Source organism: Methylocapsa sp. D3K7, assembly GCF_029855125.1.
In the GTDB taxonomy this organism is placed as follows: Bacteria; Pseudomonadota; Alphaproteobacteria; order Rhizobiales; family Beijerinckiaceae; genus Methylocapsa.
The window spans coordinates 1737776-1751637 of record NZ_CP123229.1; the positions used below are offsets into that span (position 1 = coordinate 1737776).

The window sequence follows — 13862 nt, forward strand, 5'->3', positions numbered from 1 at the left end:
CTTCGTTTACTACAGGGTAGCGTTAAAAACTGGTAAGCGACGAGACAAACCAGCAGCGGCTCATGTAACAGCCTCGAATCGGCGAGCCAAGCTTACACCGGCGACGTCTCGGAGATCTTGGCCTACCCCTGCTTGGCGAGCTCTTGGAATTTCACGAGGTCGAGCGCGAGCGTCGGGGTCTCGACCGGCAGGCGGGTAAACCCGTGGTGAAGATAGAAGGCTTCGGCCGCCGGTGAGATCGCGTGAACGATCACTAGCCGCGCCGAAACTTCGCTTGAGGCGCGCTGCGAACGCCGGACGGCATCGGCGATGAGCGCGCGTCCCAATCCCTTGCCTTGCCATGCGCGGTCAATCGCCAGACGCCCAAGCAATATAGCTGGAATATGTTTGGGCATGTTGCGCCGCATGGAGCCAGTGGCCTCTTGCGCAAGGATTTGCCCCATGCTGAGGGCAAAATAGCCAACGATCCTCTTCGAGCCTTTTGGACAGACAACGTAAGTCCGGCTCGCCGCCATGAGGAGATTGTCCCATGCGCGGCGGCGCAGCCAATCGTCGAGAACGGGTTCCCCTGAATCGAAGGTCGAGCTGTCGTGCGCTTCCGTCAAAAGGATAGGCGCATCAAACAGCGCCGGTGCCTCAGTCACTCTGCCAAGGCGCTTTGGATTGAAGGATGCGCTTCATGCCGGTGGTTTCGACGGGAGTTGCCGTGGCATCCATCCAATCCATGATTTTTTTGAAGGCTTTCGCGTCGGCATGGATAGTCGATTGATCGAGAAGAATGTTTTTGGCTTCTTTCAAAGCCGAGGCCAACATGAATTGCGAACGGTTCGCGCCGACAAGCTCCGCTGCTTGATCAATGAGTTTCTTATCCTGCGGGCGGGCGCGAAGATGAATATTGACCTCGGCGAGTGTCGATTGCTCTTTCATAATATGAATATTGGCGTATGTGTTGCGTTTGTCAACACACTCCTCAATCAGTTCGCGCATCGTACATGTTGGCTGTGCCCGTCCAGGAACGGGCTGGCCATCGCGGCGGCAGCGCCGATTCCTTGACATTGTACATAAAGCCGGATCGATCCTACAAGTGCGAAGCGCGGCCACTGTCCTTTGTGGTGCGAGATTTTAACCGCCAATCGTACCAAATCGTTTCACGTGAAACACTTTGGTACGATCCGGGGCGCGCGGCAAAAGGTTCGGTTTGTGGGTTTGTGCTGGGCGCGCGGGGAGCAAGGATATGAGAGCAGCCGCGACACTTTTTTTGCCGGTGTGTTTGGCCGTGTTGGCAACAAGCACAACCCGAATACGCGCGGAAGATAGCTACGCACCCGCCGAAAGCGCGCTACCCCGGTCAGCCCCGGGCGCGCCCCGGCCCGATGTCGCTCGCATCGGGGACGTTCACACAACCGCTTTTAACAAACCTTGCCTTGAGTACAGCGCAACGAGCCAGGGGCTTCTTTCCAACAAAGACATCTTCAGCTACGTCGTCGCGGTCACCAACAAATGCAGCAGATCCATCAAATTGCAGCTCTGTCAAAAAAATCGCTCCGGGTGCAACAGCACCAGCGTTCCGGCCTATGCGAGCAAAGACTTGGTGATGGGGTTTGGCCCCAAAACCACTTTGTTTGAGTATGCAGCAAAAGAGAGCCCTTAAAGGGCAGCCGCTTTAAGCATCCTCGCCCGTTGGATTGACCTTCCTCGGCGGCCCCATCAGCGCGGGCTGGAACAAAATCGCCGCCGCCAAAGTGCAGACGAGCGACAACGCCAAAAGTTTGCCCATGCTGGATGTGCCGGGATGCTTCGACATCCAAAGACTGCCGAACGCCGTCGCGGTGGTCAGCGCGCTGAAAAACACCGCGCGGGTGAGGCTCGATTGCAGAAGATTGGTGGTCCCGGCCCGCCATGCCATCACGAAATAGATCTTGAAGGCCACCCCGAGACCGAGAAGAAGCGGCAGCGCGATGATATTGGCAAAATTCAACGGCAAGCCGATCAGGACCGTGATTTCGAGCGTGACGACGCCTGCCAGCAGCAACGGCACCAAGGTCAACGCCACGTCGCTGATTTTGCGCAGCACGATGAAGAGAAGGATGCTGATCGAAATCAGCGCCCAAAGCCCCGCCTCGATGAATGCCTTGACCACCGTATCGCCCGATTCCTGAACGGCGATGGGCTCGCCCATCGCGTTGGGGTCGATCGAGCGCACCGCCGCAGCGAATTTGAGTAGCGTCGCATTGTCGTTGGCGTTGCCTGATGGCGCAACCTCGATACGGGCGCGGCCATCGGCACTCACCCAATTGGCCGCCAGATCCGGCGGAATCGACGCGACGGTGATCTTGTGAGCCGTCAGCGACGCCCGCAACAAATCGAGCATCGTATCCAGGCTTGGAATCAAGGCCTTGCGCGCCGCTTCGCGGACCGCGGGCGGCGCGGCCGCCATCCTCTGCAGCGCCGAGGCCAGCTTGCGGGCATCGTCGGCACCTTTTCCGGTCTGCTCCCCCGCGGTTTCGAGAAACGCCGCCGCGGCGCGCTGCATGGCTTCAACATCGTCCGCGTCGGTTGGCGGCTCCTTCTCGCGCGCGGGATCGATCAGCGGCCCCAAGGATTTCGCGACCGGTGCGATGAGCGCCAGTTTTGCGTCCTGGTCCTCGGGGATGAAGCTTTCGAGGTCCGTGACCCGCGCGACCTCCGGCAACTGCTTGAGTCGCGCCATGATCGTCGGCGCCTGCGCCAGGGACGGGGCCATGACATCGATCGTGTTGGTGCCGGTGTTCGGATCGCGCATCAAATCCAGCAGAGTTGCCACCGATTCAACTTCGGAACTGCGCAAGTTCAGCGGATTGAAATCGAAATGAAGATAGCGGAGCAGAGGTGTCCCGGCCAGCGCCACGGCCAATGTGCCGCCGACGATCGCATAGCGATGATTGGCCATGAAACGATCGACAGGCGCCAGAAACTTATAGCCGACGGCATCGTCTTCGGGCGGCGGCTTCAGCAACGTCAGCAAGGCCGGCAAGACCGTGATCGCCGCGAAAAAGGCGATGAACATGCCGGTGCCGGCGATCAGCCCCAATTCGGAAACGCCGCGATAATCGGTCGGCAGAAACGAGTAGAAGCCGGCGGCGGTGGCCGCCGCGGCAAGCGCCAGCGGCCGCCCGGACTTGGCCGCAGCTTGTACCAAAGCTTTTTCGAAATGTGGCTCCTTAAAGCGTTCGGCGCGGTAACGGACGCTGAACTGAATCCCGAAATCGACGCCAATGCCGACGAACAGCACAGCAAAGGCGACCGATATCAAATTGAGCGCCCCCACCATCATGAGGCCGACGGCGGCCGTCGCGGCAAGTCCAACGACGACGCTCACGGCAACGGACAGCACGATCCGGCCCGACTTCAAGGCCCATGAAATGATAAAAAGGACAATCAAGGCGGTCCCCAAGGCGTTGAGCCCTGCGCCATCCTCAATCGTCCCGAACTCCTCATCGGCCATTGGCACAAGGCCGGTCAGTCTAATTGTCACACCGTCCTTCGGGGTAATCCCAAGCTGGCGCGCGGTCTCGCGAATGTAATCGGAAGCCTTTTCCCCGGGCATCAAGGCCGAGTAATCGAGCACCGGTTTGATCTCGATGAAGCGCCGCAATTCGCGCGAATCCGGTGGCTGCTCGGACACCAAGCCGCGCCACGAAAAGAACACCGGGCGGCCGGCAAGCACACTCTCGAAGGCACCGCCGACCAGCGCCATAGGGCGGTCGTAATCGTCGAGGGTTCCGGCTTTCGAATGGACCCCCTGATTGATGAAGGAGACAGCCTTGACGATGCCGCGCAAACTCGGATCGGAGGCGAGCGCCATTAAAAAGGGGCGGGCCTGGGAAAGGCCCTGCATCGTACGCTTGACCTCGTCAACCGGCGGAAACAGCAGGGCGGCTTGATTGAAATAAGCGCCGCCTTCGGGACGAATCACAGACTTGTAAAGATCGGAGCGCTTCAATCTGTTGGTCAGCGATTGCGCCGCCGCTTCGGCAAGCTCGGGAGTGGCGCCATCGACGACGACGACGATTTGATCGACCCGTTGGGGAAATGCCTTATCCAATGCTATAAGGTTTTGCCGCCATGGCAATTTTGCCGAAATAAAATCATTTGTGTTCGTGTTTATCGCAAAATGAGTCGCCGTATAATAACCTGCGGCAATGGTCACAAGAGTCGCCAAGCCAAGCACGGTCCAGGGAAAATGGCTGCAGACCGATACGATCGCTACAACGAATCGTGCAATTGGATCGGAAACTATTGATTTGGTAGATGTATTTAGCTTAGATATCTTTGTGGTTGTTGCCATGCTCTACGATCGCCAATCGAAAAGAAGCCAGTCGTGGCTCCGCCAGAGCGTCTCTTGATCGCGCGGGATCACGTGATCGACAGAGATCGCTCGCATTCAGTGAGGGGCATCTGTGACGCCCCGCAAACGTCGATCCAGTTTATTAAGAATAATGATCTACTACATCACTACGGCTTTTCGAGGGAACTTTAACCCCGCGAGAAACCGTTCTGAAGAGGTGGCGGGGCATTCGCAAGTTGGGTTGGCTTTGCTGTTGGCCGCGGTCTGCGAAACACCTATGAGTACCGGTTCGCCTCGCGCCTGACGCAGCAGGCGCGCTTTCTCCAAAGGTTCTACCAAGGTTCTGCTTTTAAAGGTATATTCGTTCCGGCGCCAGGCAAATTTCATGAAGGTCATTCTAGCGCAACCGCGCGGATTTTGTGCCGGTGTCGTCCGGGCGATTGAAATCGTCGAACGGGCGCTCGAAAAATATGGGCCACCTGTCTATGTGCGCCATGAGATTGTCCACAATCGTTATGTTGTCGAGACCCTCAAGGCGAAGGGCGCCCGGTTTGTCGAACGCCTGGACGAGATTCCCGCTGGAGCACGCACGATCTTTAGTGCCCATGGGGTTGCCCGCTCCGTCGAGACGGAAGCGGCTGAGCTTGGACTGCCGGTCCTCGACGCCACCTGCCCGCTCGTTTCGAAAGTTCATAGCCAAGGTGAGCGCTATGTGCAACAAGGCAGATCGATCGTCTTGATCGGCCACGCGGGCCATCCGGAAGTCGAAGCGACGATGGGACGGATTCCCGGTCCGATCCACTTAGTTCAATCGGAAGACGACGTGGAGCATCTTGATCTTCCGCAAGACGCTGCAATTGCCTATGTCTCGCAAACGACGTTGAGCGTCGATGAAACCAAATTTATTATTGCCGCGTTGAAGCGCCGTTTCACCGACATTGCCGGACCGGAGACAAAAGACATCTGTTACGCCACCCAAAACCGGCAAGCCGCGGTTCGCGAGTTGACCAAGCTCGTCGATATTCTGATCGTGGTCGGCGCTCAAAATAGCTCGAATTCGACACGGTTGCGCGAAATCGGGACTGAAGCGAATATCCCGTCCTATCTCATCGCCGACGAGAGCGAACTTAATTATGACGTGTTGCGCGAGGCGAAAATCATCGGCCTGACCGCTGGCGCCTCCGCACCGGAAGTTCTTGTCGATGGCGTGCTGGATGCGCTGCGCCGGCTCGGCCCGGTCGAATTGACAATCTTGCCTGGCATCGCGGAAGATATAGAATTCAAGCTGCCGCCCGAACTCAACAGCTAAACTCGCCGCTTGCCGAATGGCACCCTACGGCAAAACGGACATAAAGGAGCACGCATTGGGAATACCGATTCTGCAAATGGCTCAGATCGGCGCCTATGTCGTCCGCCAGCGCCTGGCGGGACGCAAGCGCTTTCCGCTCGTCCTGATGCTCGAACCCTTGTTCCGCTGCAATCTCGCTTGCGCGGGATGCGGCAAGATCGATTACCCAGACAAGATCCTCAATCAGCGTCTGCCGGCCGCCGATTGCCTCGCGGCAATCGATGAATGTGGCGCGCCGGTCGTCGTGATCGCGGGCGGCGAGCCCTTGCTGCACAAGGAACTTCCCGAGATCGTGAAGGGGGCCATTGCGAGACGCAAATTCGTGACCGTCTGCACCAATGCCTTGCTTTTGGTCAAAAACCTCGACCGCTACACACCGAACCGCTACTTTAACTGGTCCATCCATCTCGACGGCGATGCGGATATGCACGACCTGTCGGTCTGCCAGGCAGGCGTCTATGACCGCGCCCTCGATGCCTTGAAGCGCGCCAAGGAGTGCGGTTTCCGGGTCACCATCAACTGCACGCTCTTCAACAATGCCGACCCTTCACGGGTTGCCGCCTTCTTCGACAAAGTGGCCGCGTTGGGGATCGAGGGGATCACGGTGTCGCCGGGCTACGCCTATGAACGGGCGCCCGACCAGCAGCATTTCCTCAATCGCGAGAAGACCAAAACCCTGTTCCGGCAAATTTTCTCGCTGGGCAACCGCGGCAAGGCGTGGCCTTTTTTCCAATCGAAGCTGTTCCTCGACTTTCTCGCCGGAAACCGCACTTATCAATGCACGCCTTGGGGCAATCCAACCCGCACGGTGTTTGGCTGGCAGCGGCCATGTTACTTGCTCGGGGAAGGCTATGCGACTAGTTTCAAGCAGCTGATGGAGGAGACCAATTGGGACTCCTATGGCACCGGCAAATATGAAAAATGCGCCGACTGCATGGTCCATTGCGGCTTCGAGGCGACGGCCGTGGAAGATGCGTTCAACCATCCCCTGCGGGCGCTTGGCGTCGCCTTAGGCGGCATTCGCACCAGCGGTCAAATGGCTCCGGACATTCCGCTACACTTGCAGCGTCCCGCCGAGTACGTCTTCAGCCGGCACGTCGAGCAAAAACTCGCGGAAATCGCTGAAGCCGAGGGTTCCGGCGATCAGCTTTCGGCTGCGGAGTAGAGAGAGGAAGGCCGCTTGCGCATCGCGGGCGGTCCGCAGCAACAGCGGGATCTGGCCAGGGTCCCGCAATAGCGACGCGGCGATCGCGCCGAGCGCGAGCGAGCCGTCCGTTTTCAGCGCCACCAAGGCCGCATGTGGCAACCGCCGGTGCGCGGGATCGGCCACCACCCGGAATGCCGCGAAGGGCAGCTTGTGGAAAGCGGCGACACGCGCCGCAATATGCGATTCCATATCGGCGGCATGGGCACCCGTCTTAAGATACAGGGCATGCTTTTCTTCATGTCCCGCCACGGGAGAATCGACCCCGGCGATCCCGGCGACCGTCGCGCCGCCGAATGCGCAGGATAGCCGCTTCGACCAGCCCAGATCGCAATCATAGCTGGTGCCGTCTTCCGAAATGACTGTGCGAGCGATAAGTCTCGCTCCGGGAGCGAGCCCAGGAGCCAATCCGCCAGCGACGCCAAAACTGATAATCGCGGATGCTTTCTTCGCGACGGCCGCGTGCAAAGCGGCTTCAAGCCCCGCGGCGTCGCCGCCGCCTGCGATGGCGCGGATTCGCGGCCCGGCGACGATCCTGGCTTCCGTTTTGAGGCCAGTAACGGCGATGATTGGAAAGGGCGTCACATGCCCGCCAGCACTGGAGGACGGTTGCCGGTTTTGAGATTGCGGTAGCGCGCCATCGCCCACAGCGGGAAATATTTCGCGTAACCATGATAGCGTAGATAAAACACCCGGGGAAAACCCGTCGCGGTAAAACGCTCTTCCTTCCAAAATCCGTCCTCCGCCTGGGTCGCCGCAAGATAGCGCGCCCCCAAAGTGACCGCATCGTCTTCGACCTGACCCGCGGCCATCAACGCAAGCAAGGCCCATGCCGTCTGCGACGGCGTGCTGGGTGCCGGCCTGTAGCCCGTATAGTCCAGATCGTAACTCTCGCCGCCTTCGCCCCAGCCGCCATCCTTGTTTTGGATGCGTTTCAACCAAGCAATCGCTTTCTGGATGTCTGCACTGCGCAGATCGCGCCGCAGCACATGAAACGCGCAAAGCACCGACCAAGTTCCATAGATATAATTCATTCCCCAGCGGCCAAACCAGCTGCCGTCCTTTTCCTGAGTCCGCAAGAGATAATCGAGGCCGCGCGCGACAGCGGAATTGCGGGCTGGAACCTCCCCAAGCTGGCCCAGCATGGACAGACAGCGGGCTGTTACATCCGCCGTCGGCGGATCGAGCAAGGCTCCGTGATCAGCGAAGGGGATATAGTTCAAATAATCATAGTCATTGTCAGCATCGAAAGCGCCCCAGCCGCCGTTGGCGCTCTGCAGGCCTTCGATCCACTCGCGCGCCCGCGCAATTGCGGTTGCGTATTTCAAAGAGCCGGCGCGATCCATCGCCATCGCGACGACAGCGGTATCGTCGACATCGGGGTAGTGCGGATTGGCATATTGGAACGCCCAGCCGCCCGGCCGGACCCGCGGCTTTTGCACGGCCCAATCCCCCACGACATCGGTGATTTGCAAGGGTTCGAGCCAGGCAAGACCGGCATGAACAGACCTCTCAGCAGGGTCGCCGCCGGCCTCCATTAAGGCGTGCGACGCAAGCGCCGTATCCCACACCGGCGAGACGCAGGGCTGGCAATAGGCTTCGTTCTCGTGGATCACGAGAAGTTTATCGATCGCGTTCAGAATTTGGACCATCCTTGGGTCGTCCCTCGGATAGCCAAGTGCGTCGAACATCATCGCCGAATAGGCCATGGCCGGGTAAATCGCGCCAAGCCCATCCTCACCATTCAAGTGTTCCTCGACGAAGGCAACTGCTTGATCGATCGCCCGCTTGCGCAAGCTTTTGGGAAAGTAAGGCTCGGCCCAGCGCAGCAAGTTGTCGAGCGCGCCAAAGATCTGCGTCCAGGGAAATTTTTGCTGCGGGCCGCCAGGCCAGTGGCGCACCCTATCCGGGGGTTCGACGAAGAGTTCCTCGATGGTGACGTTGCGCGGATTTCGTGCGCGCGGCTTGAGCGCGTTCACGACCACGAGGGGCATGATGACCGTGCGGCTCCAATAGGAGACCTTGGTCATATGAAAGGGGAACCAGCGCGGCAAGAGCAAAATCTCGACCGGCATGACGGGCACGCCGCGCCAAGGCAGCACGCCGAAGAGGGCAAGCAGCGCGCGGGTGAACACATTGGCGTTCGCTGCGCCGCCATGCGCGAGGATCGCCGTGCGGGCACGCCGCATGTGATCCGCGTCCGGGCTATTGCCCACAGCTTTCAGCGCGAAATAGGCCTTGACGGAACTGCTGAGGTTGAAGGGGCCATCGGTGAACAGCGGCCAGCCATCGTGCGCTGCTTGCTTGCGCCGGATAAAGGCGGCGATCTTGGCTTCGAGCAAGGCATCGGCTGGCTGTCCGAGAAAATGCCGGAACAGAATATATTCGGCCGGGATCGTGACATCGGCTTCCAATTCGAAGACAAAATGCCCATCGGGGCGCTGGACATCCAACAGCGCTTGCCTCGCGCGCGAGACCGCCGCGTCGATGCGGGCGAATTCGCGATCCGCTGTGTCGGGCGCTTGCGTGACACCGTCGATTTGTTCCACCAAGCCGCCCTTTATGACTTACCTCATTGCCGCGATCTTACCGGCCGCTCGATGGCCGGAGCGGATTGCCCCTTCGATCGTCGCGGGCAAGCCGGTCGCCGTCCAGTCGCCGGCAAGCACCAGATTTGCGTAGGCCGTTTCAATGCCAGGCCGGCGCCGGTTTTCGGCGACCGTCGCCGCGAAGGTCGCCCGTTTTTCCTTGATGATCTGCCACGGCGGCAGCGGCTTTTCAATCTGTGTCACTTTTGCAACTTCCGCCCAGATGCGCCCGGCGAGGTCTTCGCGCGAAACGTCGAGAAGGCGGTCGGCGCCGCTGATCGTGACCGACAACCGGTCCGGAAAGGCGAACAGCCATTCGATGGTGCCGTTCACAATGCCCATGAGGGGCGGAAAATCCGCAGGCGGCGCAATGCTGAAATGCGCATTGACGATCGCACGGTAACTGTCCGGCGTTTTTAGTCCCGGCACGAGGCTCCCGGCAATTTGCGGCGGAACCGCGAGAATGACCGTATCTTCTGGGCCAAGCGGCAGCACATTATCGCCGAAATGGAAGGCATTGGCGCGGCCCATGGCAAAACCGATGGCCCGCAGCCGGTGCTCGAAATGGATCTTGGCACCATGCTTGGAAAGATCATCGAGTGCCGGGTCAATGAAGGCCGCCGACAGGCCTTGACGCGCCACCAAGGGACGGCAAGCCCGCCCTCCCCGCGCCAGCGTTTCCCGAACCACGGCGCTGGCGAGTTTCGACGATCCTTCACCAGGATCCGTATTCAAGGCGGCGAGGAAAAACGGCCGCCAGAGCCGCTCGTAAAGCACACCGCTCTGGGAAAGCACCTCACCGACCGGCGCGTCCTTGCCGGGGAGAAGAAGGCGCAACAGGCCAAGATAATCCAGCGGACTCGTGCCGGGCACCCGCCGGTTGGGCGAGAAAATCCACCACGGAAACGCTCCGGCGTTCGGACGCAACCGCCATCGCTCCCCGGTTGCAAGGTCCATGAAGGCGAAGTCCGCTTCCGGCGGTCCCGTCAGCTGATCCTCCGCTCCGATCGCCGCCAAATAATTTCGCGCATCGGTATTCCCGGACAGCAGCAAATGATTGCCATTGTCGATCGTTATCCCGAGGGCGGGATCGAAATAGGAGCGGCAACGGCCGCCCGCATGGCGGGCTGCCTCATGCAGCACGACATCGCGGGGACCGCCCGCAAGGCGGACGGCCGCCGCTAGCCCGGCCAGCCCGGCACCGATGATATGAACGGTGGGACGGCCCATCACACGAGACCGTAGCGCAAAATCGCAAGGAGAACGCGATGGCGGGGCGTGCGGACACGGGAGCGCGGCACGGCAAATCCGCGCTGTTCCAAACGGTCGAGAATGGCCCGGTAAACATCCGCCATGATTCTTGGCGCGCGGACGCTTCTGCGGGGACATCGCGCCATGATCCGGGCCGCCTCGGCAAAATGCGCCTTAGCCCGCGCGAGCGTCGGCGCACATGCCCGCCCCAGCGCCGAATCGGCGAGAACCGCGCGCGGTTCCTCAACACTGATGCCCGCCACGCAAAGATCCTCGCGCGGAAGATAGAGCCGACCGATCGCGGCGTCCTCGTCGAGGTCGCGCAAAATATTGGTGAGCTGCAACGCGCGGCCAAGATGATGCGCGAGGTTATCGCCTTCCGCTTCTGGCATCCCGAAGGCGCGCGCCGACAGCCGGCCAACGGCACTCGCCACCCGATCGCAGTAAAGATCGAGCGTCGCGAGATCCGGGGCTCGGATGTCGGTCTCGACATCCATTTCCATGCCATCGATCACGGCGCAAAAATCCTCCCGCCTCAGGCCAAAGGCGTGGATGGCTTCGCCGAGACCCCGCAGCGAAGGTTTGATTGGCTCACCCCGCGCATAGAGTGAGTCAATATCGCGCCGCCATTGCGCAAGCGCTTGCTTGCGGGCGGGACGCGGCCCTGCTTCATCGGCGATGTCATCGACGGCGCGGCAGAAGGAATAGATTTCAAACATCGCCTCGCGGCGGGGACGCGGAAGAATGCGCATCGCCGCGTTGAACGAACTGCCGCGCGCGCTGGTGGACGCGTCGGCCGGAACAGCCGCTTCCGACGCACCGTTCATGCGCCACCGGCGGGGGTGGGCGCGGTCCGCCGCGGGCGGAAGAACGCGCGCAGCCCTTCGGCGATGCCCGTGCTTGAGGCGGCAAGAACGTCCACCTTCCCCAAATGAACTTTTTCGCTCAATGGATCGCGTTCGAGTAACAATATGTTGATCTGGCGAGCGAGGCTGACGATCACAGCGATTTCCAAGCAAAGCCGGAAATCCTGGAGTTCGCGAGGAAGAGGGTAACCCAAGGCAATCAGCGATGCGTTGCGCTCCGCCACGCCTTGCAAAACTTTGCGCAGCGCCGGCGAGGCTTGTGGCGCGCCGAGCACCTCCACGCCAATGTTTTGCGCGGCAAGCATATCTTGCGGAATATAAACACGATCGAGGTTGCGGTAGTCGGCGCCGCAATCTTGCAAATGATTGTTGATTTGCAGCGCCGTGCACAGGGCGTCTGAAGCGGGCCAAGTTGAGTCGCTTTCGCCATGCACGTCCAGAACGAAGCGTCCGACCGGCGCCGCCGAATAGGCGCAATAGTCCAGGAGCTCGGACCAATTCGCATAGCGGTGCTTGATGGCATCCATCCGGAACGCGCGCAAAAGATCGAGCGCGTGGCGCGGCGGCAGTTTGCGCGCGGCGAGGGCAGACCGAAGCGGCCGCGCGGCTGCGATGGCATCGCTCCTCCCGGTCAGCGTCGCCTCGAATTGATCGAGCAAGGCGAGCTTGGCATCCGGCGTCAGGGACGCATTGTCAGCGACATCGTCGGCGCCCCGCGCAAAGCGGTAAAAGGCAAGGATCACGGAGCGGTGTCTTGGGGCGATGAGGAAGGAGGCCACGGGGAAATTCTCGCCCCGGTGCGTCTTCGTCGGTTCCTCAACAAAGTCCGGTGTCATCGCAATTGCCCGTTGTCGCGGAACCAGGCCAAGGCCTCCTTGAGGGCCTCGGGATAGGGCCTTGCCTTATAGCCGAGATCGCGTTCGGCCTTGGCGGAACTAAAGAACATCCGGTACTTCGACATCCGCAAGCCGTCGAGGGTGAGGAAAGGTTCCCGCCGGGTCACATGCGCCATGGCCTCGGCCGCGATGGCGCAGGGGTAGAGCAAGGGTCGCGGCAACCGTAGTTTGGGAGGCCGGCGATTGCACATCCCGGCGATTTGGCCAAGGAGCTCCGCGAGCAGCACATTTTGGCCGCCGAGAATATAATGCTCGCCGGGCATGCCAAGTTGCAAGGCGGCGAGGTGGCCGTTCGCGACATCGTCGACATGCACCAGATTGAGCCCGGTATCGACGAATCCTGGAATGCGGCCAGAGGCTGCCTCGAGAATGACCCGGCCCGTCGGGGTGGGCTTCAAGTCGCGCGGCCCAATCGGCGCCGTCGGATGCACGATGACCGCCGGCAAACCCTCGCCGCCGATCATAGCTTCCACGACTTGCTCGGCGGCAACCTTGCTTTTCTTATAGGCGCCGATCGCGCAGGATTCGCTAAGGCGCATCGTCTCGTCGGCCGTGCCGCCATTGGCAGCGCAGGCGATAGTCGCCACACTGCTCGTATAGACGACGCGCTCAACGCCCGCCGTGAGTGCCGCCCGCATGAGCACCCGTGTCCCCTCGCGGTTTGCCGAGAAAATTTCATCCGGCTTGCGGGCCCAGAGTCGGTAATCGGCCGCGACATGAAACAAAAAACGCACCCCCGCCATGGCCAGCGCGACCGCCGCCGCATCGCGCATGTCGCCTTCAGCGATCTCGACATCGAGCCCTGTGAGATTTATCCGGTTGCTGCTCCTGCGCAGCAAAGCCCGGACAGAATAGCCCGACCCGATCAGCGCGCGTGCCACCGCGGACCCGACGAAGCCCGAAGCTCCCGTGACCAAAACCTTGCCACCCGCCACGCCGTCCGACCTCCGCTGGAAACGCTCAACCATGGACCCGCTTAGAGCATGTCCCTTGTAATGTGCAATATGATCCGGGATCTGGCCGGAACGTTGGATTGCCCGGGGTTTCATGGTCCCCGGCAAAATGTCACATTCGCAGTGAGCGAGCGAATTAATGTCTGATTCTTGCATATGACGGTGGGGGACACGGTGCTCATTTTGGAATTGTCGGGAAGAAGCGGTGGATCTTCGGCATGCGCTGCTCCGCAAGCCAGTGACATCCATAGGGTGCCAAGAAACAGCGACATTGGCGAATGAGCTGTGCGCGATTGACTTGGGGGATTCATCTTCCTAGACATGCTCCAAGCCCTTTGCGTGGTTTCCTTCGGCCTGCGGCGCTTGCGGCGGGGGAAGGGTTCCCGAAGGGCCGGAAATATCTCTTAACCAATCTGACGATTCGAGCAA

At 60.5% G+C, this 13862-nt stretch carries 11 protein-coding genes; 2 read left to right on the top strand and 9 right to left on the bottom strand.

Annotated elements, in window-relative coordinates; genetic code table 11:
• Nucleotides 1–122: 122 nt before the first annotated feature.
• The 3 genes from QEV83_RS07935 to QEV83_RS07945 all read right to left on the bottom strand — a co-directional run bounded on the left by QEV83_RS07935 (nt 123) and on the right by QEV83_RS07945 (nt 4327).
• Entirely contained in the window at nt 123–644 is a 522-nt protein-coding gene (locus QEV83_RS07935; protein ID WP_280130664.1) for a GNAT family N-acetyltransferase, read from the bottom strand.
• A complete protein-coding gene (locus tag QEV83_RS07940; protein WP_348273267.1) occupies nt 637–1056 on the bottom strand; it encodes a DUF1778 domain-containing protein in 420 nt (139 codons plus the stop codon). The genes QEV83_RS07935 and QEV83_RS07940 overlap by 8 nt, the downstream gene beginning before the upstream one ends.
• Before the next feature lie 607 nt (nt 1057–1663).
• Entirely contained in the window at nt 1664–4327 is a 2664-nt protein-coding gene (locus QEV83_RS07945) for an MMPL family transporter (protein ID WP_280130665.1), read from the bottom strand.
• 385 nt (nt 4328–4712) lie between these two features.
• Here QEV83_RS07945 and ispH point away from each other — a divergent pair, with 385 nt between their 5' ends.
• The gene (gene ispH / locus QEV83_RS07950; protein ID WP_280130666.1) at nt 4713–5636 is read left to right on the top strand and encodes a 4-hydroxy-3-methylbut-2-enyl diphosphate reductase; all 924 of its coding nucleotides are present in this window, start codon (nt 4713–4715) and stop codon (nt 5634–5636) included.
• A gap of 55 nt (nt 5637–5691) precedes the next feature.
• Nucleotides 5692–6840 carry an adenosyl-hopene transferase HpnH gene (gene hpnH / locus QEV83_RS07955; protein ID WP_280130667.1) on the top strand — a complete coding sequence of 383 codons (1149 nt, stop codon included), beginning with the start codon at nt 5692–5694 and terminating at the stop codon, nt 6838–6840.
• Here hpnH and QEV83_RS07960 read toward each other — a convergent pair.
• From QEV83_RS07960 to hpnA, 6 genes are all read right to left on the bottom strand, one after another.
• Nucleotides 6730–7464, bottom strand: coding sequence for a phosphorylase (locus tag QEV83_RS07960; RefSeq protein WP_280130668.1), 735 nt, complete (start codon nt 7462–7464; stop codon nt 6730–6732). The two genes, hpnH and QEV83_RS07960, sit on opposite strands and share 111 nt — an antisense overlap.
• Nucleotides 7461–9368, bottom strand: coding sequence for a squalene--hopene cyclase (shc, locus tag QEV83_RS07965; RefSeq protein WP_280130999.1), 1908 nt, complete (start codon nt 9366–9368; stop codon nt 7461–7463). The genes QEV83_RS07960 and shc overlap by 4 nt, the downstream gene beginning before the upstream one ends.
• Before the next feature lie 78 nt (nt 9369–9446).
• A complete protein-coding gene (gene hpnE / locus QEV83_RS07970) occupies nt 9447–10697 on the bottom strand; it encodes a hydroxysqualene dehydroxylase HpnE (RefSeq protein ID WP_280130669.1) in 1251 nt (416 codons plus the stop codon).
• On the bottom strand, nt 10697–11545 hold the full coding sequence (gene hpnD, locus QEV83_RS07975) for a presqualene diphosphate synthase HpnD (RefSeq protein ID WP_280130670.1): 849 nt from the start codon (nt 11543–11545) through the stop codon (nt 10697–10699). Before hpnD ends, hpnE begins: the two co-directional genes overlap by 1 nt.
• The gene (gene hpnC, locus QEV83_RS07980; protein WP_280130671.1) at nt 11542–12420 is read right to left on the bottom strand and encodes a squalene synthase HpnC; all 879 of its coding nucleotides are present in this window, start codon (nt 12418–12420) and stop codon (nt 11542–11544) included. The genes hpnD and hpnC overlap by 4 nt, the downstream gene beginning before the upstream one ends.
• Nucleotides 12417–13448, bottom strand: a complete 1032-nt coding sequence (hpnA, locus tag QEV83_RS07985; RefSeq protein ID WP_280130672.1) for a hopanoid-associated sugar epimerase — start codon at nt 13446–13448, stop codon at nt 12417–12419. Before hpnA ends, hpnC begins: the two co-directional genes overlap by 4 nt.
• Nucleotides 13449–13862: the final 414 nt, after the last annotated feature.